Consider the following 25139-nt stretch of genomic DNA (forward strand, 5'->3'; position numbering starts at 1 on the left):
GCCGCCGAGCCATGCGAGCGCGCCGTTTGCTAGGCCGCGCTGCGGTCGAGTGGCGGACGGAATGTCCGACATTGCAGTGATCCTCCGGTCCGACGAACCAGTTGTCTTACTTCTTGTTGCGCTCGGCGATCTGCTGGGCGACATCTGCGGTGATGCGCTTGTAGGCGTCTTCGAGCGTCGTCTCGCCGGAGACCGCCTGCCCGAGCCGGCTAATGACGGCGTTCAGAATGATCCGGCTGTTGCCGTAGCCTTGGGTCCGATAGGCGATCGGGGAAATCTGGGCGGCGCTTGCGGTGAACACTTTCAGTGCGGCGGCAGCATCCGGGCTGGCCGTCGGATAGTCGATGCCCTTCTTCGCGAGTCCAAGGTGGCCGGGCACGAAGAGCGAGCGCGCGTAGAACTCCGCCAGCACCGGTTCGCTCGCGAGATATTCCATCACCCTGGCGACCTCCTTGGGATGCTGGGTCGTCTTGAAAGCGACGAGACCGGCGCCGCCCGGCATGCTGCTGCATCCGCCTGGCCCACAGGGATTAGGCACCGCCACCCAGTCGAACGCGTCACCGATGGTCTTTGCGAACTGGCTGATCTGCCAAGACCCGGACAGGTACATCACGACCTGCGCGTTCTTGAATTCGTCGTTGGCGCCGCGATAGGCGGTGCCCGAGACCGAGCCCCAGAGCTCCTTCGACATCACGCCCGACTTATGCCAGTCGTAGACGAGCTGCGCCGCGCGTTTGAACCCTTCGTCCACGACATCAGGCTCGCCGTTTGCGCCGAAGACCTGCGTGCCCTGGGACATCGCGAGCGCGTAGAATCGGTGGCCCGAGCGGTCGAGCGCGAGCGGGAACGGCGCCTGGACCTTGTCGGCAACCTGCTTCACCGCCTTCGCCCAATCCTCCCAGGTCGACTTCTCGCCCGGCATCGCGATGCCGGCCTGCTCGAACAGGGTCTTGTTGACGAAGGGGCCGGTAACGGTGAGCTGGGTCATGAAGCCCGGAATTGCCTTGGTATCGCCAGCCGGGCGCATCCATTCGAGGAAGGGGCCGAAGTTCGTTTCCCAATAGCCGGGGTCCTTGAGAAGGGGGCGCAAATCGAGTGCGAAGCGGGACAGGCCGCCCATATCGACGACGCGCGCCATGTCGGGGCCTTGGCCTGAGGCCAGCTGTACCGGCAAGGTCTCGTTGATCGCCTTGAACGGCACCTGATCGAGGACGATTTCGATGTCCTTGTTCTGCTCGTGGAATCGCTTGAGCAGGTCAGCCATCACCTCGCCCTCGTTGCCGTCCGAGTACCAGGTCATTCGCAGCGTCGTGGTCTCAGCCGCGACAGGGCCACCCAACAGGGTGGCGACCAACAGGGACAGCACAAAAGTTGTGAAAACGGGCGTAGCGACACGCATGGTCGTATCTCCTCTCCGCTCGTCGGCCCTCAAGCGGGTCCGCGCGAGATAAGCGACGGGTCCGTTCTCGGACGGATCCTCAGCGCAGACGTTTCCTTCGACATCGGCATCCGTTCAGATCGGATGCCTTACTCAGACGTTTGGGCGCATACAGGCCGCTGGGTGGTCGATAACCCCCACCCTTATGCAGGCTGAAAACAGCTTTGGCAAACGTTTGCCAAGATGTCAACCTCATTCAAACTATCCCGCGGGTGGTCGGGGAGGAAGCTCGACAACGGACGCTGCGGATGTCTATGAAAAGACGATCGGATCAGACCCATTGGAAGCCGATGCGGGAAGACGTCTCACTTGCCACGGTTGCAGCCCGCGCCGGCGTTTCGGTTTCGACCGTATCGCGGATCGTCAACGGCGAGATGCGCCGCGCCTCCGCGGCCACGGTGGCGCGGGTGCTCGACGCGATTGAGGCGGTAGGCTACCGGCCCAATCCGGTGGGACGGGCGCTCCAGCGCGGTCAAAGTCAGCTTGTGGCGATGATCGCCGCCAATCTCGACAATCCGGCGATGGCGACCATCGCAAGTTCTACCGAGGCCGCGCTGCGCGAAGCCGGCTACGTGATGATCCTCTGCGACACGCACGACCGACCCGAGCTTCAGGATGAGTATCTCCATGCGATGCGGGCCCAGATGGTGCGCGGCTATGTCCTCGTCGCGGCGGTGCCCAGCGCCGGGTTGAGCGAACTTTCCGCGTCGGGCGCCCCGGCGGTGTTCGTGACCCGCCGCAATCCGACCGGCAGCGGCCCGTTCGTCGGAATCGACGATCGTGCAGCGGGTGCGCGCGCCGCCGACTATTTCGCCGATCTCGGGCGGCGAGCCCCGGCCGTCGTTTTTCCGCGGCTGGGCTCGTCCGCATCGCGGGACCGTGTGTCAGGCTTCCTGGACAGACTGCGGGAGCGCGGATGGTCGGACGAGGCGATCATCCGGGCCGACGGCGAAGGGCAATCGCACCTTCAAATAGGCTATGAGGCCGGTGCGCGAATATTCGGCGGCAGCCGGACGCCGGACGCCATTCTCTGTGTCAGCGACCAGATCGCCTACGGCGTGAACCGACGCGCCCTTGAACACGGCCTGAAGATCCCCGGCGATTGCGATCTCGTCAGCATCGACGGCACGCCTCTGAACCAGTGGGTCGCGCCCTGGCTGAAGTCGATTGAAATTCCCTATGCCGTCTACGGGGTGGAGATCGTCGCGGGCCTGCAAATGATATGGCGAGGTGAATCCTTTGGTGAACGCCTGCTTCCTTGCAAGTTCGACTGACGCACGACCGTTTACGGCAGGGGGCGGCAGGCCTCACACCACGCGCGTGTAGGTCGCGATCATCGTGTAGCCCTTGCGCGGACCTGACACGACGTGACGAATGACGAAGCCACCATCGCCGCGGAAGATGTAAGTCGATTGATAATGATCGAGATTACAGAGATGGTCGGCGCTTCCGCTCAAGGCGCCGCCATTGGATGCAGCGAGTTCGATCGTGTGAAACAGCCGCGGCGGGGTCTCCTTGAAGAAAACGTCAAAGCCCCGGTCTCGCGCGCGGAAGACGTATTCGCGCCCCGCCTCGAGCTCGGTACCGTCGAGGAGCCTTAAACGGCCCTGCTCGCGATAGGCCAGGCTCTGCGCGTCCAGCCGCGTGAAGGTCGCAAGGCCCTGCACGTGTCCCTGGCATTCGATGACCCGGCTGAACGACCATGCGCCGGGTAACCGCGCCATCACCTGCGACGCGTCACGCCAAGCATCGATCACAGTTCATCTCCTCTGGACCCAAGCGCAGCGCTCGATCGGCGGCTTCGTGACGTTCGACATCGCCGAGACAGTACCTATATCCTAGGTCAATGCGTGTCGATGCAGCGAGTATGTGATGGCCAGGAGACGCACGACGGACATCGAAGCCGACGATCTGCCCCGCTATTTCGTCTGGGTCCGCGGTCTCGAGGGGCCCGAGCCGCAGAAATGGGTGGCGATGGAGTTCGGCGTCGGCGACTGGAAACGGCCGCTTGTGCTGGCCTGGCGGGAGCTGTCGATGGACGAGCGGCGCCTGCCGCTGTCGATACTGGCGCGGCGATATCCGCCGCCGAAGGCGGAGACGTTGTAGGCGCGATCACTTCCCCCTTGCCGCAGTCGGCGTCAGGCCGAACCTGCGGCGAAAGCAGCGGTTGAAATAAGAGAGATCATTGAAGCCGCAGGCGAAGGCGATGTCGCTGATGCGACCTTCGCGGTGGACGAGCAGCTCGGCCGCCTTGCGCAAGCGCAGCTCGGTGAGGCGGGTGGTGAAGCTCGCACCGGCCTCGAACAGGAGCTCGTTGACGTAGCGTTCGGACAGACCGGCGGTGTCCGCGCGGCTACCATATCGGCCCCGGCGGCGCCTGCCGAGGCAACGGCAAATAAGGGCCGGCCGCACTGCCGTTTCACACGAGCGGCCACTTCGCGAACAGGGGTTCGTGCCCGGGCTCGCCCGGGCTTTTCTTTTGCCAATTGTGGCGCAGATCATAGACAGCCGGAGCAAGGCACCGCAATTCTTATTGCTACCTTAGCGCGCCCTCTGGCGGAATACACCCGCAGCTTATTTCATGACGCACTTATCGATGAATGTCAAAGGATGCTGCCCGACCGGCGCTTGAAGCATCCCCACTGATTTTTCGGAGGATTCCATGACGCACCAGGACGGGGCGCAGCATGGCGGCCCTGCGAGGCCAGCCCATCTGCACGATGATCCGAACGCCGCGCCGAATGCTGCCGACGCACGTCCGCCGCGCAAGCTGGTGCTGTTCGCCGATGGCACCGGCAATGCCTTCACGACCCAGGAATCCAGTGTCTGGCGGCTCTACGAGGCGCTCGATCACACCCGGCCCGACCAGATCGCCTACTACATCAAGGGTGTCGGCACCGCCGGCTGGGCGCCGCTCGCCGCTCTCGACGGCGCCACCGGCATCGGCGTCCCCGCCAACGTCCGCAAGCTCTACCGCTTCCTGTGCTGGAACTGGCGCGAAGGCGACGAAATCTACATCTTCGGCTTCAGCCGCGGCGCCTTCACCGCGCGCACGCTGGCGGCCATGATCGCAAGCCAGGGCCTGGTGCCGGCGGTGATCGACAAAGTAGCCGTGTCGCATGCGGAGATGCAGCGCAATACGATGGCCGCCTGGCGGAAGTACCGCGAGGAGTCCGTGGGCTTTTACAGCCTGCCGACGATCTGGCTCGCGCGGTGGCTGCGCAACATCCTGATCTATCTCTATCACTTCCTTCTCAGGCATCGCTCTTATGCCAGCGTTCGCGAGGCGATGGACCGCCGCAAGGATGTCAAGATCGAATTCCTCGGCCTGTTCGACTCGGTCGAGGCGTTCGGTGTGCCGGTCGAGGAGCTCCGTGTCGCTATCGACTGGGCGATCTGGCCGATCTCGTTCCGAAACTACCGGCTCTCCGACAAGGTGAAGCAGGCCTGCCACGCGCTCGCGCTCGACGACGAACGCACCACCTTCCATCCGCTGCGGATCGACCAGGCCGACCTGGCCAAGGGGCAGATCGTGAAGGAGGTGTGGTTTGCGGGCGTCCATTCCGACATTGGCGGCGGCTATCCGGAATCCACGCTGTCCTTTGTGCCGTTGGTGTGGATGGCGGAGCAGCTCGGCAACCAGCTTCGTTTCCAGGACGGCACAATCGAGCATTTCCGCGAATATCAGTCGGCCATCGGGCCGATGCACGATTCACGGAGCGGTGCTGGCGTGCTGTATCGCTACGGTCCGCGGCCGATCCATGATCGCGTCGAGGATGGCGGACCGCCGGTGGTGCACTTCGCCGTGGTCGAACGCATGCTGCATGGCTGCGACAATTACGCGCCACTGATGCTTCCGGCCGATGCCAGAGTGCTGCTGCCAAACGGAGACGTGCTGCCGCTGACGCGCGACGAAACGCGCAAAGCCATGAGGTGCGCCTATGCGAAGAGAGTAGGCAACGGCCACAAGGCGGCCGAAGCCGACGCATTCATGGCGATGAGCCCGCCAAATTCCGAGATGGCGCGGCAGGTCCTCGACACCGTATGGTGGCGCCGCGTAGCCTATTTCTCTCTGGTGATCGCGCTCACCATCTTCGCCATGTGGCCCTGGATCGCGCGCGCGGTCGTGGGCTCGTCCAAGGCGCACGGGCTCGAAGATACCACTCTGCTCAAATGGATCACGGCGATCGACAACGGCACGGGCACCGTCGTCAAGCCGTTCGCCGATCTGTTCGCGAGCGTACTGCCGTCCTACGCGGCACCTTGGCTTGGCATCGCGCTCTATTATCCCTTCCTCACCACGGTTCTCGTCATCATCATTCTGATCGCCTGGAACAGGAATACGGCGCTACGGGACAGCATTCAGGAGCGCGCCCGACTGGCCTGGTACCGGCCGGACCGGATGGCATCGCGAAAGCGGGTCAGCAAATCCGGCTGGCTGCTCGCGATCGGCCGCTGGATGCGGCTGCACGCCTGGCCAGTGCGCATGGCCTTCACCAATGTGCTGATGCCGGCGGTTTTCCTCGCGGCCATATTCGGTTCGGGACTGCTGCTGCTGTCCCGCGGCTATTTCGACTGGCGCTCGGGCGTCGGCGACTTCTGCAAGAGCAGCGCATCGACACGCGCCGTGGGGGACACGCCGGTGAGCGCGCGTGACGGCGAATTGTTCGACGTCAGCGATTTCTGCTGGCCCAGCCGTCTCGCCGTCGAGAAGGGGCGCAAATACCGCGTCTGGATCCAGATGGCCGATCCGTGGTTCGACCGCACCATCATGACCGGCCTGAACGGATTCAGGACCCCGCCGGATCCGCCCCATCGCCTGGCCGTTCCCATCTTGCGGCTACAGGGTGCAGACTGGTTCCAGCCAATCGTGCGGATCGGCGCGCGCGGATCGTACGACCTGCCGCTGCAAGCCATCAACGGGCTGCCGGCGAACGACCTGCCACGGCGGGTCAACGCGACGCTGCCGGATTATGAAGATGACAGCAAGGCCACCTACCCGATCCATGTCGAGGACTCCCCGGAGTTCAAGACGCCTGGCAGCGAATTGAATCGTGTCTGGAAGCCATTCGCAGATTTCGAGCCGATCCCGCAAGCTGCGCTGCCGGCAGCGCAGGCGCTGTGGCGCAAGCAGGGATTGTCAGAGCTGTTCGTCGCGGAATTCGAGGCGCCCGAGGCTGGCGAATTGTTCTTCTACGTCAACGACGCCGTCCAGCTCTTCCCTCGCCTGATCGCCACGCGGCACGCGCCGCAATGGCTCGTTCCTGTCCAGGGCCGGCGCGCCCAGTTCTACAAAAACAACAGCGGAACGGCGACGATCCGAGTGCAGCGGTTGCCAGCGCCCCAGCTCCCATGATTATGGGTGTCGCGTCCGCCGCGTCGCGGCTAAACTTGCCGTGCGCGCCGCGGGGGACACGCGGTCGGGACCATGATCATGACGGACCAGGGCGAGACCGGTGAAGCGATCACCATCCTCCTCGTCGAAGACGACGCGCCGACCTGCTGGCGGCTCCAGGACGCGCTGGTGAAGGCGGGCTACGAGGTGCGCACGGCCGGCACGCTGGGCGAAGCCCGCAGCGCGCTCGCCGCCGGCGCGCCGCGCGTGCTGCTGACCGACCTGCGGCTGCCCGACGGCCATGGCGTCGAGCTGATCCGCGAAACCAGGCGGCGCCTTCCGGACACCGAGATCATGGTGATCTCGGCGCTGGGCGACGAGGAAAGCGTGATCTCCGCCATCACCGTCGGCGCCACCGGCTATCTGCTCAAGGACGCCTTCCCGACCGACATCGCGACCACCGTGCGCGATCTGGTCGCCGGACACTCGCCGATCTCGGCCTCGATCGCGCGCTTCATCGTGCGGCGGACGCAGAGCTCATCCGAGCCGCCGTCAGGCCCGGCACTCAACACCGCAAAGCTCACACCGCGCGAGATCGACATCCTCTGGGGCATCGCCAAGGGCTTCAGCTACGCCGAAATCGCGAGCCATCTCGGGCTATCCCGACAGACCGTGCCCGGCCACATCAAGAACATCTACCGCAAGCTCGAAGTGCACACGCGCAGCGAAGCGGTGTTCGAGGCGGTACAGCAGGGCCTGATCAAGCTGTGAGCGAGATTGCAGCCAAGGTCGCTCTGCGGCCGAAGCGCCGGCTGATCGTATGGCGCCTCGTGCCGTATCTGCTGCTTCAGGCGCTGGTCGTGATCGCGACCGTTCTCGGGCTGCAACTGCTCCAGCCCAGCGATCCCGACGATTTCGCGCTGAGCGGATTTTCGCTCCGGGAGGACGGCAAGGCACGCCCGGTGACGCTGCCGCATTTCACGTCCTCGCGCTACTCGCTCGCGGATCCGCCGCTCTACACCGGGGCCTTCACGTTCAAAGGCGGCGATGCCGGATGGTCCGTGTTCCTGCCGCGCTTCAGCAACGCCGTGGAGGTCGCGATCAACGGCGTGGTCGTGCTCGATTCCCGTCGCGATACCAACGCCAACCGGCCGGACCGCAACACGCCCGAGATCGCCGCCATCCCCTCCTCGCTGCTCCATGACGGCAGCAACGAGATCACGGTGCGGTTGTTCGTGTGGGGTCCGCTGAAGGGCTTTCTCGACACCGTCTATGTCGGACCGGACGCCGCCTTGCGTCCGGCCTTCGAGACCCGCACGCTGCTGTTCGTGACGCTGCCCGTGGTGTTCTCCGCCTGGCAATCGATCCTCGCCGTCATCCTCGCGATCATGTGGCTGATGCGCCGGCGCGAGCCGGTCTACGGCGTGCTGGCGGCTGCGATGGTGCTTGGCGTAATCCAGGCGTTCATGCCGCCTCCGGTGCCGCCGGTCGCCGTATCGCGGCTCGCCTCGGTGCTGCTCGCGTCTGCGCCGATCGAGAGCGCGCTGATCGTCGTTTTTGGCGTGCTGTTCTTCGGCTGGCGGTGGCCGCGCTACGGCATGCTGCTGTTCGCGCCGGGCTTGATCGTGTTCGCGGTCGGCCTGATCGCAGGCCCGCCGCTGCCGCGCATCCTGTTCCTGCTGCTCGGCATCCCTACCGTGGGGTTCAGCCTCGTCCTGATGGCCTGCGTCACCGCTGCCGCAGTGGTGCGGCGGCAGGATGCGGCGAGCCTCACGATCGGCTGCGCCGTGACCATCGTGCTGACCTGCTGGATTCACGACATGCTGTCGGTGTTCGAGTTCGTCACCAACGAACGCACCTTCGTCTCGCGCCTGTCCTATTCGGCGATGCTGGTCGCGATCGGCGCCGGACTGACGTGGCGCTTTGCCCGCGCGCTGAACCAGGTCGACGGCTTTGCCGGCCAGCTCGTCGCGCGCGTGCGCGAGGCGGAGGAGCGACTGAAAGCGAGCTTTGCCCGCGAGGAGGCGCGCGCAAGGGCCGCAGCCCTCGCCAACGAGCGCACGCGTCTGATGCGCGACCTCCATGACGGCCTCGGCGGGCAATTGATCAGCATCGTCGCGCTCTCCGAGCGCGGCCACGAGGGCGCGACCATCACCGATGCGGCTCGCGCCGCGCTGAAGGATCTGCGCCTGGTCATCGATTCCATGGACGACATCGGCGGCGACCTCATGCTCGCGCTCGGCTCCTGGCGCGAGCGTGCGGCGATGCAATTGCGGCCGCATGACATCGCGCTTCACTGGCGCGTGGCCACGCCGCAGGGCCTGCCGCTGCATCCTGAACTGCGGCCCTGGCACGTCATCCAGATCGTGCGCATCCTCGACGAGGCCGTGACCAATGCGGTCAAGCACGCGGCCGCACGTCACATCACGGTGACCATCGACACGCGCGACGACGGCCATGGACCGTACGGCGTGATCAGCGTCGCAGACGACGGCGGCGGCTTTGACCTTGGTGACGGCGGCGAAGCCGCGGGCGCGAACCAGACCGCGCGCGGCCTGCGCAACATGAGAAGCCGCGCCACGCGCTGCGGCGCCGTGCTCGTTCTGAGCTCGGATCGATCGGGCACATGCGTGCGGCTGCAATTGCCGCAAGTATTTCCCGACAGCGACGCGGCCGCAGGCTGAGAAACCTCTCCCCGAACGCATGGGACGTTCGGAGAGAGGGACCGGGCCGGCATAAGGGCCCGCGAAGGACGGGGGTTCGTTCGCAGGCTCGCTTGCAGGGCGCGTTTGCAGAGCTCCCTTGCAAGATTCCCTTGGCCCGAAAGAATGCAATCAGCTCAATTCAACACCATCCTCAGCGCACGCCGACGCGATTGACCGGGCCGCCACGATTCATCGGCGTACCGGCACGAACGCCGACCCCGGGCGCGCCCACGCCGGGCGTCGCCACGACCGCAGCCGCAACCGGCGCGCCCGGCGCAACCACCACCGCCGCATCCGGCCGCACAACGCAGCCCTTGGGCACTCCGACCGTCTTGCAATAGACCACCGCCTGCGCCGGGCTCGTGCCCAGCGACACCGCCGCCGCGCCGGCCAGCAGCATCACCGTCAGCCCGGCGCTCAGCGCTCCCACTTTTTTCGACATTTCGCTCTCCTGCTTCGCGTTCGGCGCCCGATGCAATCACCGGGTCTCGCAGCCGACGTGCAGCTTCAATGGCAAAAGACGGTGCGCCAAGACATGCCATGAAGATGGGGGTGCTGCGGGCAGGCCTCCGAACCGATGCCATGAACATGGCATGGACCGGCCGTCGATCTCCGCGAGAGGGTCCGGCTCGCCCGATCCCAAGCGGGAGAAATCACAATTCCAAAGAGGTGTTTTATGAAGACTGCAATTCTTGCCGCATTGCTGCTCGCCGGCGCTGCCCTGCCCGCCTCAGCGCAATCCGGTCCCTCCCCGCAGGAGCAGATGGCCTGCCGCGGCGACGCCAGCAAATTCTGCGCCGAGCACATCGGCAAGCCGCCGCAGATGAATGCCTGCCTGCGCGAGAACAAGACCAAGCTCTCGGACGCGTGCCGCAAGGTGGTGGAGTCGCACGGCGGGTAACGTTTTCACCTTCTCCCCTTTGTGGGGAGAAGGTGGCGATAGACGGCCTGGGCTGCCGTATCAATGAACGCCGAAGCGTAGCTTCGGCTTGGCCATTGGCAGCGTTCGCGTGCGCGGTCTCAGGCGTTAGTCATCATCGTCGGAGCCGAACAAGCGGATTTGCGGGAAGCCGCCGCCGCGCGGACGGCTCGCATAGTCGCGCGAGTCGGAATCCTCGCGGATATTGCGTGCCACATCATCCCAATTGGTCTGATCGCGCCCGCCGCGTGCATCGCGTTGGTCATAGCGGCGGCGCTCGGCCCAGCGCGCATGTCGCTCCGCCCGCCGTCGCTCCGACGCGGCGCGCTTCACGTCAGAGTCCCTGGCCTTGGCATAGGCATTCTCAGGAGAAGGTGCCGGCTCTGTGGCAGCCTGCTGTTCGGCAGCCTTTGCCGCCTGCGGCGGCGATGGTGCTGGCTTCGCCGGCTCAACTGCCGCCGTCTGCGGCGGCGCCGGCGGCTCGGCATTGGCCTGCGTCGTTCCGGCGTCGGACTTGGTGTTGGACTTGGTGTCAGGCTTGGCTTCGGCCTGAGCCGGCGCGGCGATCATCGCTCCGAACGCCTGTGAGCCCGTGAGATATTGCACGCGCTCCGACGGCGCGTTCGTGGTGGCCGCGGCGGCGGCCCCGGTGCGTTGCGCCATCTTGCTGGTATCGGGCCCATGCTTGGGCGCGATCGGATTCATGATGTTGCCGGCGACAATTCCGCCGCCGAGACCAATGGCGATGGCGGCGATGATCGACCCGGCACCGACGAAATAGGCTGTCGAGGCGCGCATTGGTCCACTCCCTCTTTGGACCGTGCAACGCCTGTCAATTACAGGATGTTCCGGATTGCAGCGCAGTTCCCGCAGGAACTTGCGGATCAGATCTGCTGCGCCACCTTTTCCAGCCCGATGATGCGGGCGAGCTTGCGCACTTCTTCCTTCTGGTCGTCGCGCAGCTGGAACAGCAGCGGCATCGCGGCAGACTTCAACTGCTGGACCTCATCGCAGTTCGGATCGATCTGCACGTTCGGGCCGCCGGGATTTGAGAGCTTGTTCGCCGAGATCTTGCGCACGACATTGCGCAGCGCGGTCTCGACCGACGGCCAGTAATATTCCTGCGACGACGACAGTTTCAGACGGTCCCTGATGCCGGCGATCTGCACATCGGAGAGCAGCGAATACGTTTTCTGCGGCTGCGGCTTCGCGACCACCTTCGGCTTGGCCGGGGACTCCACGGCAGCGGGGGCTTGCGCAGGCGCGGGCGCCTCGTTGACGCTCGCTTTGGGCATCGGGAAATCAGACGGCGTGGCCGCGGCAAAGGCCTGGCGCAGCGGCTCGGTCAGCGCCGGGGCCTGGGACAGCTTGTCGGCCGGTACCTGAACCGGATCGATCGCCGCGGAGGCCAGCGCCAGCGTCGGAACCAGTCGGTCGGCCTTGGCGGCGCGGTTGGTGGCGAGCGGCTTCGGCGGGGCCTGAGTAATCATCTCGGCGCTGACACTGGGCACGCTGTCGCGGCCGAGTATGGCCGTGGTCGCGGCACCGAGGACTAGGAAGCAGGTCAGCACGGTGATGGTGATGGCTCTGGACAAACGTCTCTCCGGAAGGACCGCTTCACGATGTTGTTAGAGATGCTTGGGAAAAGGGCACGAAATAAGGCTTGAGTGTGCCTTTGCGGCGACAATCATCCCGCCTTCAGCGACAAAGTCGGAATACCCAGTGAAATCAAGCGGCTACCGCCAGGTCGTAGGCATCCTGGATATCGGCGACGATCTCCGAGGCCTCCCAAACCGCCCGCGGCTCCACCGATTGCAGCGTCACCGTCCAATTGCCGCCCCGGCGGGTGCGGGGAACGCGGACGATGTCGAAGCGAACATTGCGGCAGAGCGGATGACGGGCCAGCGCATGGGCGACGCGGACGCGGATTTCGTCCAGCGTTGCGGCTGACTTGCTGTTGAGAAAATCGAAATCCATCGCCTGTCCCTCTCGTCCTGATTGGCGGCCGTGAGGAGGATTCTTGGCGGGCGATGGTTAATCTGCCGTTAAGGGCGGACTTGCTGAGCCATGTGGGATTAACCGTGCCGAGGCGCCCAAGGCTATCATCCCCTTGCCGCGCGGTATTCGGCGGCCGTCCGGGCCACGAGGTCGTCGACGGCGATCACGTCAATCACGCCCGACGTCGAATGCCCGCCGCTCCAGATATCGCGCCAGCGCTTGGGCCTGGCCTCGCGTGCGGCGACGTCGATGTCCTCTCCGATGTCGATCGCGCCACGCGCAGGCAGGTCATCCGGATCGAGCCCCGCGGCGACGATCGACGGCCTCAACATGCTGGTCTGCAAGCCCGTGAACGCGATGGTAAGGAGAATGTCGTCGGCGCTGCTCTCGACCAGCATCTGCTTGTGACGTTCGTCGGCCATGCTCTCGCGTGTCGCGATGAATTTGGTGCCCATGTAGGCGAGATCGCAGCCGAGCACTTCGGCCGCGTGCAGTGCATGGCCATCGCTAATTCCGCCGGCGAGCACGATGATGCCGTCGTAGAATGAGCGCACTGCGCGGACGAAGGCGAATGGATTGAGCCAGCCCGTCTGTCCGCCCGCCCCCGCGGTGAGCAGCACCAAACCGTCGGCGCCCGCCGCTGCCGCTCGCTCGGCGTGACGGATCGAGGCAACGTCCGCCAGCACGAGCGCACCGGCATCGTGCAGCGGCTTCAGCACAGGAGCCGGTGAGCCGACCGAGGTGATCACGATCTCAGGCTTGTGCTTGAGCAGCACAGCGAGATCCTGCTGCAGCCGCGCGTTGGAGCGATGCACGATCAGGTTCGGACACAGCGGCGCAGCCTTTCGGCCGGATTGATCCTCGTGCTGCCGCAGCCGCATTGCGATCTCGGCGAGCCAGGCATCGAGCTGTTCCGTGTTGCGGCAATTCACGGTAGGGAAGCTGCCGATCACGCCGTTGCGGCAGGCGGCAACCATCAGTTCAACGCCGGAGACGAGAAACATCGGCGCCGCGATCAGCGGCAAAGCCAGGCGATCGCTGAAGCGTTGCAGTCGATTGAATGTCAACCATGCCTCCCTGCGCGGGCTTTCTCGTTCCATCCCGCATTCCCTGTGCTAGCGTCGTCGGCAACATTGGCACGCGAGAAGCCGATGACAAAGCAGTGAGGAGACATATGGCCGATCCGCTCCACGCATCGTCCCCGACTTGTGCGCAGGCGCTACGGGCGCTGGCGCGCTATCCCGGCCGCACGGCTTTCGCATGGCCCGGCGGAACGCTGAGCTATCAGGGTACGCTCGATCAGATCGGACGCATCCAGGCTGTGTTCATGCGGCTTGGCTTGCAGCCAGGCGCGCGCATCGCCTTCCTCACAGCCAATCGCGCTGACACCTGGTGCGCCGGCGTCGCCGCGCAGCTGTCGCGGTGCTGCATCACCTGGCTGCATCCGCTGGGATCGGAAGCGGACCAGCTGTTTCAGCTCGAGGATTCCGAAGCCGATGTGCTGGTGGTCGATGTCGCGGCCTTCCGCGACCGTGGCGGCGAGCTTGCCGCGAAAGCAGCCCTGCTCAAGGCGGTCTTCACGATGGGACCAGCCGACTACGGTGTCGATCTGCTCGCGGCGATCGAGAGCGCGGGACACGCCAGCGCGAAGTGCCTCGCAACTCTCGACGATCTCTCCACGCTCAATTACACCGGCGGCACGACCGGCAAGTCCAAGGGTGCGCTACGCTACCACCGCGAGAATGCGGGAGCTGCCGGCGCGATCCTCGCCGACTTCGAGATCCCCGACGCCGCGCGCTATCTCACCGTCGCCCCGATCAGCCACGTCGCCGGCACGAAGGTGCTGCCGACCTTGATGCGCGGCGGCACGGTGCACCTGCTGAAAGGGTTCGACCCCGAAGCCGTGCTGGCTACGATCGCACGCGAGCGCATCAATTTCACGCTGTTCGTCCCGACCATGATCTACGTGCTGCTCGATCATCCCGCGCTGAGCAAGACCGACCTCTCCTCGCTCGAGCTCGTGCTCTACGGGGCCTCCGCGATGTCGCCGAGCCGATTGCTCGAAGGCATCGAGCGCATCGGGCCGGTGTTCTCGCAGCTTTACGGCCAGACTGAATGCTATCCGGTTTCGGTGCTGCGCAAACGGGATCACGATCCAAGGACGCCGGAGCTGTTCTTGTCGTGCGGCTTCCCGATCGCGGCGTGCGAGGTCAAGATTCTCGACGAGAATGATCAGGAGGTGAAGACGGGCGAAGCCGGCGAGATCTGCGTGCGCGCGCCGCATGTGATGGCGGAATATTGGAAGCGGCCCGACATCACCGCCGAGACGCTGAAGAACGGGTGGGTCCACACCGGAGACATCGCGCGCCAGGATGAGCGCGGCTACATGTTCATCCTCGACCGCAAGAAGGACATGATCGTCACCGGCGGCTTCAACATCTTTCCGCGCGAGGTCGAGGACGTGCTGTCGCAACACGCCGACGTCGCAATGGTCGCGGTCGTCGGCATTCCAGACGAGAAATGGGGCGAGGCCGTCACCGCGATCGTCGTGCCGCGCGAGGGCACAAGGCCCGACCCCGACGAGCTGATCGACATGGTGCGGACGCGAAAGGGCTCGGCCCATGCACCGAAGCAGATCCAGTTCGTCAAGCAGCTGCCGATGACGGGCGTCGGCAAGGTCGACAAGAAGGTGCTGCGCGCGGGCTTCTGGAGCGGACGGGACCGGATGGTCGGATAGCGCCCTGATTGCAGCGCCGGGTTCGGAATACACGCATCGCGCGAAACACTGGGAATTTGAAGCGTTTCTATCCGGGATTTTACGGTGCCGTTGTGGCCCCGGCACCACATCGCCCGACGGAGTGCGTGCACGCGCGGCCTGCACGATTGCCGGGGAATCCGGGAATCAACTAGACCGCTGACGGGGCTGGGAAGCGGAGTAAGCCATGAGAGTCGCTTCCCTGGAAAGTGCAGTCGCCGCGATCACGTTGATCACGGCTATCATCGTGGTGCTGTGGGAGATCAAGATCTTCTACGGATTGTGAACTGGCAGGATGCTGGGGCATCCCTTCCGCGGCGGCGGAAGTCTGCCGTTCAATCGCCCAGCGCCGGCATCGCGGGCGCCGATATCCATAGCGGCCGGCGAAACAGCGCAGTGCAGGCGACGCCGGCGAGCGCGACGCCACCACCAACGACATGAAAGGCGCGCACGGGTTCGCCGAGAAGCATGATGCCACCAAGCGCGGTGAACACCGGCAGCAGGTTCATGAAGATTGCGCAGCGGTTGGGACCAAGGATCTGCACGCCGCGAATCCACAGAAACGGCAGCACGATCGAGGCAAGCCCGCCGGCATAGGCGATCAGCGGCAGCGTCTGGGCGTTGAGCGCGCGCATCGGCGCCGGTGTAGCGAGAAAGGCGGGAAACATGATGGCGAGCGCACACAGCGCCTGCATGTAGGTCGATTGCCAGCCCGCGACGGGCAAGTCCCAGCGCTTCAACAGGACGCCGTAGAGCCCATAGACCAGCGCGGCGAGGAACATCAGGGGATCGCCGGGATGCACGCCGTTGCGCAGCAGCGCGGCCGGATCGCCGCCGCTGACGAGATAAACGAGGCCGGTGAACGACAACACGCCGCCGCCGATCATGCCTACGGTCGGCGCCTCCCGCAGCAGCATCGCGCCGAGCAACACGGTGAGCAGGGGCGTCAGCGCGGTGAACACGGCCATGTTGGTCGCAGTGGTGGTTTCGGCTGCGAGATATGACAGGCTCTGGAACAGGCACATCGCCAGAAAGCCGAGAACGGCGAACTGGCCAAGATGGGGCCAGATTGCCGCACGGTTGCACCAGGCAGGCCGCGCGACGAACAGGCTCATCAATCCGACCGCAAGCAGGAGGCGATAGAACGTGATCGCCTCGGGCCCGATGGTGTGGGCGGACAGCCGTGAGACGATGACGTTTCCTGCCCACAGCACGATAGCGAAGAAAGGATAGAGGAAGGCGAACTTGGTGGCCATGGCTTCAACCTTGAGCTCGAAATGGTGAAGCCGGAGGTAGAGCTTTTGTCAGCGACGGTATCGCTCTAGACTGACCATGACTATCGAGATTGAGACATGTTGGACGAACTTACCTCGCGCCATCTCGCCTTCCACGCCACGCATCGCGCCCTGACGGCGATGGAGGTGGACTACCCCGATGGCGCCTCCACCGGCGTGCATGCACATCCGACCGCGCAGCTGCTCTACGCCATTGAAGGCGTCATGGTGGTGCGGTCGGCCGCTGGCACGTGGATCGTGCCGCCGAACCGGGCGGTCTGGCTCGCCCCCGGCCTCGACCATGAGACGATCATGTCGGGGCAGGTGCGGATCCGGACGGTCTTTGTCAATCCCTGTGTCGCATCGCATCTGCCGGAGACGAACTGCGTCATCGCGGTGTCGCCCTTGCTGCGCGAGCTGATCGTCGCAGCCGCGCGCATTGCCCTCGACTACGACGAGGACGGTCGCGACGGACGGCTGATGCGGCTATTGCTCGACGAATTGCGCGTCTCCGACGTGCTGCCGCTGCATCTGCCCTTCCCCGACGACACCAGGCTCCGTACGATCTGCTCAGCGATCGCCGACAATCCCTCGGATGTATCGACCGTCGAACAATGGGCTGAGCGCGTGGGCGTTACCGCCAAGACGGTTCATCGGCTATTTGCGAAACAGACAGGCATGAGCTTTGCGCAATGGCGACAGCAGGCGCGCCTGCTGCACGCGCTGCGCCGTATCGCATCCGGCGAGAAGATCATCGACGTCGCGTTCGACTGCGGCTATGCCAGCCAAAGCGCATTTGCGGCGATGTTTCGCCGGCACTTTGGCGTGCCGCCGTCGATGTTTTACCGGTGACGCTTACCGCTTCTCGATCACCAGGCTCTGCACTGCACGGCCGAAATAACCTCGTCGATCGGCCAAGCGCGACATCGCGAGCCCGGCGCCATCGGGGCCAATCCAGGATTCACCGTCGAGCAAAATCCAGGCGCCAACCGGTTGGCGCGCAAGGCTCACCGTGAGGTCGGCATTGATGTAGGTCCAGGTCCGGAAGTCCAGCGTCGAGGCCGTTCCGTTGGAGAAATCGGCGGCCACCACGGCGCGAACCGCCTGCGAGACCGCCTCGCCTTCGACCAGCGGATGGTCGAGACGAAACCAGATCGCACCGGCGCCAGCCTGGCCAAAACGACCGCGCGCGGCGCGCATCGAAACCATGCCGGCGAATGGACTGGTCGCGCCGTGGCCGTCCTCGACCAGCGAATCCTCTGGCGACAGCAGCGTGACGGGTAACTGCTCGATGTCATCCGGCAATGGCTGTGGCTGCTGCTTGATCTTGAGCACGGTGGCGCCGACGACCTGCACGCCGTCGGCAATCAGCTTGACCGCGCAGAGCTGGATCTTGCGGCCCTCGCGCAAAACTTCGCTTTCGATCGTGAGCGGCGCCACCGGCACCGGGCGCATCAGGTCGATCGTCACCCGCGCGATGCTCATCGGCACCGGCGTCGGAATCCGCTCCGCCGCCCAGGTCACCAGCGCTGACGGCGCCGAACCGTGCTGCATGCGCCGGTCCCAGGGACCTGCGGCATCGGGGCTGGTGACGACGCTGTTGCCGTCGACGCGATAGATGGCGGTCATGCTTTACTCGATCTCGCTGGCGTTCCCCGGACGCTGCGCAGCGCGCAAGCGGTGCGCTGCAAATCCGGGGTCCATATTTGCGGCGATGGGTCCCGGCTCTGCGCAGCAGCGTTGCACGCTGCAGCGCGTCCGGGACACGAGACCGGTTACAACGGCGGATCGATCGCCTCGTCATATTCCTTCTTGAAGCGCGCGATCAATTCGGCGGCGGACATGACCTTGTCGACGCTGCCGATGCCCTGGCCCGAGCCCCAGATTTCCTTCCAGGCCTTCGGCTTGGCGCGCTCGCCGGACGCGTCGGTGCCGAAATTCATCTTGGAGGGATCGGAGGTCGGCAGGTTTTCCGGGTCCATGCCGGCGGCAAGGATCGACGGCTTCAGATAATTGCCGTGCACGCCGGTGAAGAGATTGGAATAGACGATGTCGTCGGCGCTCGAGCCTGCGATCATCTCCTTGTACTTCTCGACCGCGTTGGCCTCCTTGGTCGCGATGAAGGCCGAGCCGATATAGGCGAAGTCGGCCCCCAGGATGCGCGCGGCACGGATCGCCTTGCCGTTGCCGATGGCGCCCGACAGCGCGATCGGGCCGTCAAACCACTTCCTCGTCTCGGCAACGAAGGCGAGCGGCGAGATGGTGCCGGCATGGCCGCCGGCGCCGGCCGCAACCAGGATCAGGCCATCTGCGCCCTTCTCGATCGCCTTGTGGGCGAATTTCTGATTGATCACGTCGTGGAAGACGATGCCGCCCCAGGCGTGGACGGCCTGGTTGAGCTCCTCGCGCGCGCCGAGCGAGGAGATGATCATCGGCACCTTGTACTTGGCGCAGAGCTGCATGTCGTGGTCGAGCCGGTTGTTCGACTTGTGCACGATCTGGTTGACTGCGAACGGCGCCGACGGCTTGTCGGGATGCGCGCGATCATAGGCCGCGAGCTCTTCGGTAATCCGCGCCAGCCATTCGTCGAGCAACTCGGGCGGCCGCGCGTTCAGCGCCGGGAACGAGCCGACCACGCCCGCCTTGCACTGCGCGATCACGAGATCGGGCACCGAGATGATGAAGAGCGGCGAACCGATCACGGGAATCGAGAGGCGTCCCTTGAACAGAGCAGGCATGGACATTGCGGAGCGATCCTTGTTGGCAGACGCATTGGAGGTTGGGGGCCATACCAACAAGGCAATCTTTCCACTGTCAAGTATTGCGTTGTGACGCCGCAAGGATGTGGCTACCGCAATTCCAAGGCGCGGAATTCCTCTTTTGTCATTCCGGGGCGCGCCACTTGGCGCGAGCCCGGAATCCATTTTGCCATTCGTGTTGCCGCCCGATGGATTCCGGGTTCGCGCTTCGCGCGCCCCGGAATGACGTCAAGAAATCAAATCCGGATTGATCAGCCGCTCGAACGAGAACATCTCGTCCCACTTCTCCTGCGTCAGCAGCTTGCGTTCGACCACGACGATCTGGTGCAAGGACTTGCCGCTCTTGTAGCCCTCGCGCGCGATCTCGGCGCATTGCTTGTAGCCCAGCAGCGGCTTCAGCACGGTGACGATGCCGAGCGAGTTCAGCACCATGTTGCGGGTGTGCTCCTCGTTGGCGGTGATGCCGACGACGCAATTCTCGCGCAGGCTGTTGACGGCGCGCTCCATGGTGCGGATCGAGAAGAACAGCGCGAACGAGATCACCGGCTCCATCACGTTGAGCTGGAGCTGGCCGGCACTGGCCGCCAGCGTCACCGTCGTGTCGAGGCCAATGACGAGGAAACTGGTCTGATTGACGACTTCGGGGATCACCGGATTGACCTTGCCTGGCATGATCGAGGAGCCCGGCTGCAATTGCGGCAGGTTGATCTCGTTGAAGCCGGCACGCGGGCCGGAGGCGAGCAGGCGAATGTCGTTGCAGATCTTCGTCAACTTGCTCGCGGTGCGCTTGAGCACGCCCGAGAGCTGCACATAAGCGCCGGTGTCCGACGTCGCCTCGACCAGATCGCCGGCGAGAATGAAGTCGACACCGGTCAGCGCGCTCAGGTGCCGGACCGCGAGCTTGGGATAGCCGACCGCAGCCGTCACGGAAGTGCCGATCGCGGTGGCGCCGAGATTGATCTCGCGCAGCAGCGCACGCGCTTCCGAGATGCGGTCGACCTCCTCGCCGATCGTGGTGCCCCATCCCCGGAATTCGGCCCCGAGCGACATCGGGACTGCGTCCTGGAGATGGGTGCGGCCCATCTTCAGCACGCGGTCGAATTCGCGGCCCTTGGCGAAGAACGCCTCCTGCAGCTGGCGCAGCGCCGTCATGTAGCTTTCCAGGCGCAGGATCAGCGCCAGCCGAAACGCGGTCGGATAGGTGTCGTTGGTCGACTGGCCGTAATTGACGTGATCGTTGGGGCTGACGTGCTGATAGTCACCCTTGCCAAAGCCGAGCGACTCCAGCGCGAGATTGGCGATCACTTCGTTGGCGTTCATGTTGGTCGAAGTGCCGGCGCCGCCCTGGATGAAGTCGGTGACGAACTGGTCCATCATGTCGCCGGCGATGACGCGGTCGCAACCGGCAATGATCGCGTCGGCCACCTTCGTATCAATCGCGCCGAGATCGCGATTGGCCATCGCCGCGGCCTTCTTGACGTAGCCCAGCGCCTTCACGAAGTAAGGCTCCTGGTTCATCGGAATGCCGGTGATGTGGAAGTTCTCCTTACCCCGGATGGTCTGGACACCGTAGTAGATGTCGTCGGCGATCTCACGCTGTCCGAGGAAGTCCTGCTCGTAGCGGCTCATGGGCGCTCCTTGCTGCTCGCGCGCGGCGTCAATTCTGGCACAACGCGCTGGTGACGACGGTATCGGTGCGGCAATCATCCGGTTTGCGTTGCCGGCCCGGAATCAGAACCTTGGCCGAGCACTTCTCGGCGGAGTCGGTGTTGAGGCTCTTGCCCTCCTTGTAGCCCTTGCTCTGGCAGAGCTGGTCGGCGGCGGGCTTGCAGTCGGGTGCGCCGTTCGAGGAGACCGGGCAAGCCGCGCGTCCCGAGACCATGGTCGACGGCTTGGCCAGCCGCGACAGACTGTCGAGGGTCTCGCTGGGACTTTTGATCGGCGGCAGGATCGAGGGCAGCTTGTCGAACAGCTTGCCCATCTCGTTGATCAGCCCGGGATTGTCCTCGCCTGATGCCGGACTCGACGGCGCAGGCGTCGAGGACGGTGCTGCGGCCTGCGGTCCCGGCTCCTGGACACCGAGCGCCGGCGGTGCGGATTGCGCCCAGCCGGCCCCGCCGGAGCTCAGCAGGAGCGAAAGCGCCGCAGCCATCAGCGTCACCAGCCGCAGGACCGGACTGCCGGATCGAACCATCATGACCGCAACCGTAGCCGAACCGGACGCGGCGGCAAAGCTTTGTGGGTTAGATCAGCTTGATCGCCACCACGAAGCCGAGCACCAGCACCGCGGCGCCGAGCGCCACCCACAGGCCGAGATGCCGCTCGATCCGCTCGCGAATCCAGTCGCCATAGCGGTTGAGCAGGATCGCCACGATAAAGAAGCGTCCACCGCGCGCGACGATCGAACACAGGATGAACAGGACGAGATTGTAGCCGGCAAAGCCCGAGGTGATGGTGACGAGCTTGTAGGGAATCGGCGTTAGGCCCTTGAGCAGGATGATCACCGCGCCCCATTGGGCATAAGATGCACGAAAAGCATCGACCTTGTCGCCGAGGCCATAGACCTGGATCAGCCAGTGGCCGACCGAGTCAAACAGCAGAGCGCCAATGGCATAGCCCAGCAGGCCGCCCACCACCGAGGTTGCGGTGCAGATCGCCGCATAGACCCAGGCGCGCTGCGGGCGCGCCAGCGACATCGGGATCAACATCACATCAGGGGGAACGGGAAAGAAGGAGCTTTCTGCGAAAGCCACGGCCCCCATGATCCAGAGCGCGTAGGGCTTGTGGGCGGCGTCGATGCACCAGTCGTAGATACGTTTCAGCATGGTGCCGCGATGAAGCACCACGGGATGGATTTGTCCATCGTGAGTTTGTGGCGCTTTAGTGCCGTTTACGTGCCGCGCGGCCTTCCAGCGGGGCAATTGGACGCCGGGCAGAGATGCGCTGTGGCGCAACTTTTGGCAGCTTCATCGACGATTTCGGCAGCTTTTCGGCGATACCGAGCATGTCTTCCCGCCGTGACATTTCACGCCAGACGTCTTCGGGGCGTACGCCGGCAGAAGCCCAGAGCACAGTGAGATTGTACAGCAGGTCGGCGCTTTCCCGAACCACGGCCTCCGTGTCGCCGTTGACCGCATCGATGACGACCTCGATCGCCTCTTCGGCCAGCTTCTTCGCCATTTTGGAGGGCCCACGCTGAAATAGCCGGGCAGTGCGCGATGTTGCCGGATCAAGATCCCTGGCCGCAAGCACAGCCAGATATAGCCGCTCAAGCGAATCACTCATGTAGGCAAAAGTACTCTAAACAAATGGTCGACGCGTTAACGCTTGCAATAAAAGGCAAAATGGGCCGACGCGACACGCGCGCCAGCCTATCGTGGTCAACGACTTACCAACAATTTGCGCCGCCGCGGCTGCAACTGGCAAAGGGGTCGCGACCGACACTGCCGTTACCCGGGTATTCGCGACTACCCGGGCCGGTGTACCGATCCCCGTAGTAGACGGGACCGTCATCGTAATAGACCGGACCGGGAGCGTAATAAGCCGGAGCATCATAGGCGTAGGCGTCACGCGTTGCGGCGATTGCAAGGCCAGTGCCGATGGCACCGGCAATGGCCGCACCGGCGAAGGCCGCACCGCCGCCGCCATGCCAGTGGCGGCCGCCTGCGAATGATGCGGTGGGGGCGACGGTGGTCAGTGCCAGCACCGCAGTGGTGGCGAGCACGGCCTTGCGGCCGGTAAACCTCGAAATTCGGTCAAACATGACGTGGACCCTCCTTGGGATCTTTAGTGGTGCGTCGAGACAGGCTCGTGTCCTTCAAACACCCGCGTCCCTTCTTGGGTTCCCCAACCCCAACACAAGCTGAACGAGGTTGCGTGATGATGACGCAGCCTCCGCTCATCTCCCGTTCAGGTTGGACGCAGCATGCGGCCCGGGCAGCACGCCGGGTCAGCCTCGCTGGGAGGACACACCGGCCAAACCTGCAAAAAAGCTTCGCTGTATCTCGCCGGCGATCCCTGCTTAAAATGCAACCTCATCGTCACACCGCCCAGGGTCAACGCCTGCCGCATGTCCATCCTCCGCCTCTACACCCGCGTTCTCGAACTGCTCGGCAAGGAGGCAGGGCTCGGCTGGCTGCTTGCAATCGCCAACCTCCTGCTGGCGGGCTCGCAGTTCGCAGAGCCCGTGTTGTTCGGCCGGATCGTCGACGTCCTCTCCGGCAAGACGGTCGCGGGCTCCGACTCGGCCTGGCCGTTCCTGGCCGCCTGGGTCGCGTTCGGGCTGTTCACGATCGGCTGCAGCGCGCTCGTGGCACTGCAGGCCGACCGGCTCTCGCACCGTCAGCGCCAGGCGGTGCTGACGAGCTATTTTGAGCACATCCTGCAGCTGCCGCTGACCTTCCATTCCGGCACCCATTCGGGCCGGCTGATGAAGGTCATGCTCAACGGCACGGACGCGCTGTGGCGGCTCTGGCTCGGCTTCTTCCGCGAGCACTTTGCCGCGATTCTGTCGGTCGTGGTGCTGCTGCCGCTGTCGCTCTATCTGAACTGGCGGCTGGCGATCCTGCTGTTCGTGCTGTGCATCGTCTTCACCGCGCTGACCACCTTCGTCGTGCGCAAGACTTTCGGCATGCAGATGGCGGTCGAGGAGCAATACAGCGAGCTCTCCGCGCGTGCCTCCGACGCGCTCGGCAATGTCGCGCTGGTGCAGAGCTTCGTCCGCGTCGAATCCGAGGTGCAGGGCCTGCGCTCCGTCGCCGACGCGCTGCTCGCTGCGCAAATGCCCGTGCTGTCCTGGTGGGCGCTCGTCACCGTGATCACGCGCGCCTCCACCACGATCACCGTGCTAGCGATCTTCACGCTCGGCATCGCGCTGCATGACCAGGGCCTGACCTCGGTCGGCGAGATCGTGATGTTCGTGAGCTTCGCGACGCTGCTGATCCAAAAGCTCGAGCAGGTGGTGAGCTTCATCAACAACGTGTTCATGGAAGCCCCGCGCCTGCGCGAGTTTTTCGGCGTGCTGGACGCCGTGCCTGCCGTTCACGACCGGACCGACGCCATCGACGCAGGCCGGCTCTCCGGCCTCGTCGAATTCAACGACGTCACCTTCTCCTATGACGGCAAACGGCCGGCGGTCGAGGACCTCTCCTTCACCGCACTGCCCGGCCAGACCATCGCACTGGTCGGCCCGACCGGCGCCGGCAAGTCCACCGCGATTGCGCTGCTGCACCGCGCCTTCGATCCGCAATCCGGCTTCATCAAGATCGACGGCATGGACGTGCGCGGCGTCACGCTGACCTCGCTGCGGCGGAACATCGGCGTCGTGTTCCAGGAAGCGCTGCTGTTCAACCGCTCGATCGCGGAGAATTTGCGCGTCGGCAAGCCGGATGCGACCGAAGCCGAGATGCGCAAGGCGGCGGAGCGCGCGCAGGCCATCGACTTCATCGATCGCAGCGGCGGCTTTGAGACCAATGCGGGCGAACGCGGCCGCATGCTCTCCGGTGGCGAACGGCAGCGGCTGTCGATCGCACGCGCGTTGCTGAAGGACCCGCCGATCCTGATCCTGGACGAGGCGACCAGCGCGCTCGACGCGGTCACCGAGGCCAAGGTGAATGCTGCTCTCGACGAAGTGATGAAGGGACGCACCACGTTCGTGATCGCCCACCGCCTCTCCACCATCCGCAACGCCACGCGGATCCTGGTGTTCGAGCATGGCCGCGTGATCGAAAGTGGAACTTTCGATGAACTCGTGGCCAAAGGCGGCCATTTCGCCGAGCTCGCCAAGGCCCAGTTCATGGTGCAGGAACAGGCGCAGGCAAAGGCGCGGGCCGGCGTGAGTGCCGCCGAGGCCGCTTCCTCTGCCGCCAAATCGCCTTAACAAGTCCCCGCAGCGCCGTCGAAATTCAGCCTATTTCATTGCGGAATACGCAAGCGAAGCCCCTATTCTCGACGCACG

At 64.7% G+C, this 25139-nt stretch carries 24 protein-coding genes and 1 pseudogene; 9 read left to right on the forward strand and 16 right to left on the reverse strand.

Translation table 11 applies throughout. The features are described from left to right. Nucleotides 1–106 precede the first annotated feature (106 nt). Nucleotides 107–1399 carry an ABC transporter substrate-binding protein gene (locus tag BM374_RS12510; RefSeq protein ID WP_092292452.1) on the reverse strand — a complete coding sequence of 431 codons (1293 nt, stop codon included), beginning with the start codon at nt 1397–1399 and terminating at the stop codon, nt 107–109. Between the two features lie 203 nt (nt 1400–1602). Between BM374_RS12510 and BM374_RS12515 the strand changes: the two genes are divergently transcribed. Continuing rightward, nucleotides 1603–2712 carry a LacI family DNA-binding transcriptional regulator gene (locus BM374_RS12515; protein WP_244552578.1) on the forward strand — a complete coding sequence of 370 codons (1110 nt, stop codon included), beginning with the start codon at nt 1603–1605 and terminating at the stop codon, nt 2710–2712. A 33-nt stretch (nt 2713–2745) separates the two neighbouring features. On the opposite strand, the gene BM374_RS12520 is transcribed toward BM374_RS12515, so the two are convergent. Next, entirely contained in the window at nt 2746–3195 is a 450-nt protein-coding gene (locus BM374_RS12520; RefSeq protein WP_244552579.1) for a DUF6314 family protein, read from the reverse strand. Between the two features lie 115 nt (nt 3196–3310). Between BM374_RS12520 and BM374_RS12525 the strand changes: the two genes are divergently transcribed. Then, nucleotides 3311–3544 (forward strand): hypothetical protein, encoded by a 234-nt coding sequence (locus BM374_RS12525; RefSeq protein ID WP_092292456.1) that lies wholly within the window; start codon nt 3311–3313, stop codon nt 3542–3544. A 6-nt stretch (nt 3545–3550) separates the two neighbouring features. Here BM374_RS12525 and BM374_RS12530 read toward each other — a convergent pair. Beyond that, nucleotides 3551–3787 (reverse strand): annotated as a pseudogene (locus BM374_RS12530) (helix-turn-helix transcriptional regulator); the annotation flags it as partial. Between the two features lie 313 nt (nt 3788–4100). Here BM374_RS12530 and BM374_RS12535 point away from each other — a divergent pair. The 3 genes from BM374_RS12535 (at nt 4101) to BM374_RS12545 (ending at nt 9457) form a co-directional block, all read left to right on the forward strand. Further along, complete coding sequence (locus BM374_RS12535) at nt 4101–6794, forward strand: T6SS phospholipase effector Tle1-like catalytic domain-containing protein (protein WP_092292458.1); 2694 nt, start codon at nt 4101–4103, stop codon at nt 6792–6794. A gap of 78 nt (nt 6795–6872) precedes the next feature. Then, complete coding sequence (locus BM374_RS12540) at nt 6873–7544, forward strand: response regulator (protein WP_177248253.1); 672 nt, start codon at nt 6873–6875, stop codon at nt 7542–7544. Beyond that, nucleotides 7541–9457 (forward strand): sensor histidine kinase, encoded by a 1917-nt coding sequence (locus BM374_RS12545; protein ID WP_092292462.1) that lies wholly within the window; start codon nt 7541–7543, stop codon nt 9455–9457. Before BM374_RS12540 ends, BM374_RS12545 begins: the two co-directional genes overlap by 4 nt. Nucleotides 9458–9629: 172 nt before the next feature. On the opposite strand, the gene BM374_RS12550 is transcribed toward BM374_RS12545, so the two are convergent. Beyond that, nucleotides 9630–9920, reverse strand: a complete 291-nt coding sequence (locus BM374_RS12550) for a hypothetical protein (protein ID WP_092293405.1) — start codon at nt 9918–9920, stop codon at nt 9630–9632. A gap of 234 nt (nt 9921–10154) precedes the next feature. On the opposite strand from BM374_RS12550, the gene BM374_RS12555 reads away from it, so the two are divergent. Then, nucleotides 10155–10379: a cysteine rich repeat-containing protein gene (locus BM374_RS12555; RefSeq protein ID WP_092292464.1), complete on the forward strand. Its 225-nt coding sequence runs from the start codon at nt 10155–10157 to the stop codon at nt 10377–10379. A gap of 126 nt (nt 10380–10505) precedes the next feature. Here BM374_RS12555 and BM374_RS12560 read toward each other — a convergent pair whose 3' ends face one another. The 4 genes from BM374_RS12560 to BM374_RS12575 form a co-directional block, all read right to left on the reverse strand. Continuing rightward, entirely contained in the window at nt 10506–11195 is a 690-nt protein-coding gene (locus BM374_RS12560) for a hypothetical protein (protein ID WP_092292466.1), read from the reverse strand. An 86-nt stretch (nt 11196–11281) separates the two neighbouring features. Continuing rightward, nucleotides 11282–11992: a hypothetical protein gene (locus tag BM374_RS12565; RefSeq protein WP_177248254.1), complete on the reverse strand. Its 711-nt coding sequence runs from the start codon at nt 11990–11992 to the stop codon at nt 11282–11284. Between the two features lie 133 nt (nt 11993–12125). After that, nucleotides 12126–12374 carry a hypothetical protein gene (locus BM374_RS12570; protein ID WP_092292468.1) on the reverse strand — a complete coding sequence of 83 codons (249 nt, stop codon included), beginning with the start codon at nt 12372–12374 and terminating at the stop codon, nt 12126–12128. A gap of 125 nt (nt 12375–12499) precedes the next feature. Next, nucleotides 12500–13462, reverse strand: a complete 963-nt coding sequence (locus BM374_RS12575) for an NAD(P)H-dependent flavin oxidoreductase (protein ID WP_092293409.1) — start codon at nt 13460–13462, stop codon at nt 12500–12502. Nucleotides 13463–13569: 107 nt separating this feature from the next. Here BM374_RS12575 and BM374_RS12580 point away from each other — a divergent pair, with 107 nt between their 5' ends. Continuing rightward, complete coding sequence (locus tag BM374_RS12580) at nt 13570–15132, forward strand: AMP-binding protein (protein WP_092292470.1); 1563 nt, start codon at nt 13570–13572, stop codon at nt 15130–15132. A gap of 353 nt (nt 15133–15485) precedes the next feature. Here the strand turns inward: BM374_RS12580 and BM374_RS12585 are convergent, their stop codons facing one another. After that, on the reverse strand, nt 15486–16406 hold the full coding sequence (locus tag BM374_RS12585; protein ID WP_092292472.1) for a DMT family transporter: 921 nt from the start codon (nt 16404–16406) through the stop codon (nt 15486–15488). Nucleotides 16407–16502: 96 nt separating this feature from the next. On the opposite strand from BM374_RS12585, the gene BM374_RS12590 reads away from it, so the two are divergent. Continuing rightward, nucleotides 16503–17276, forward strand: a complete 774-nt coding sequence (locus BM374_RS12590) for an AraC family transcriptional regulator (protein ID WP_092292474.1) — start codon at nt 16503–16505, stop codon at nt 17274–17276. Nucleotides 17277–17279: 3 nt separating this feature from the next. On the opposite strand, the gene BM374_RS12595 is transcribed toward BM374_RS12590, so the two are convergent. From BM374_RS12595 to BM374_RS12625, 7 genes are all read right to left on the reverse strand, one after another. Continuing rightward, nucleotides 17280–18053, reverse strand: a complete 774-nt coding sequence (locus BM374_RS12595) for a thioesterase family protein (protein ID WP_092292476.1) — start codon at nt 18051–18053, stop codon at nt 17280–17282. 146 nt (nt 18054–18199) lie between these two features. Further along, the gene (locus BM374_RS12600) at nt 18200–19168 is read right to left on the reverse strand and encodes an NAD(P)H-dependent flavin oxidoreductase (RefSeq protein WP_092292478.1); all 969 of its coding nucleotides are present in this window, start codon (nt 19166–19168) and stop codon (nt 18200–18202) included. A gap of 243 nt (nt 19169–19411) precedes the next feature. After that, entirely contained in the window at nt 19412–20812 is a 1401-nt protein-coding gene (locus tag BM374_RS12605) for an aspartate ammonia-lyase (RefSeq protein WP_092292480.1), read from the reverse strand. A gap of 28 nt (nt 20813–20840) precedes the next feature. Then, on the reverse strand, nt 20841–21380 hold the full coding sequence (locus tag BM374_RS12610; RefSeq protein WP_092292482.1) for a hypothetical protein: 540 nt from the start codon (nt 21378–21380) through the stop codon (nt 20841–20843). A gap of 46 nt (nt 21381–21426) precedes the next feature. Continuing rightward, nucleotides 21427–22008, reverse strand: a complete 582-nt coding sequence (locus BM374_RS12615) for a YqaA family protein (RefSeq protein ID WP_092293411.1) — start codon at nt 22006–22008, stop codon at nt 21427–21429. Between the two features lie 55 nt (nt 22009–22063). Next, nucleotides 22064–22468, reverse strand: coding sequence for a phosphoribosyl-ATP diphosphatase (gene hisE / locus BM374_RS12620; protein ID WP_092292484.1), 405 nt, complete (start codon nt 22466–22468; stop codon nt 22064–22066). Between the two features lie 103 nt (nt 22469–22571). Next, a complete protein-coding gene (locus BM374_RS12625) occupies nt 22572–22946 on the reverse strand; it encodes a hypothetical protein (RefSeq protein WP_244552580.1) in 375 nt (124 codons plus the stop codon). A gap of 306 nt (nt 22947–23252) precedes the next feature. Here BM374_RS12625 and BM374_RS12630 point away from each other — a divergent pair, with 306 nt between their 5' ends. Next, complete coding sequence (locus BM374_RS12630) at nt 23253–25061, forward strand: glucan ABC transporter ATP-binding protein/ permease (RefSeq protein WP_092292486.1); 1809 nt, start codon at nt 23253–23255, stop codon at nt 25059–25061. Nucleotides 25062–25139: the final 78 nt, after the last annotated feature.

The sequence above is a fragment of the Bradyrhizobium sp. Ghvi genome, from assembly GCF_900115265.1.
Taxonomy (GTDB): domain Bacteria; phylum Pseudomonadota; class Alphaproteobacteria; order Rhizobiales; family Xanthobacteraceae; genus Bradyrhizobium.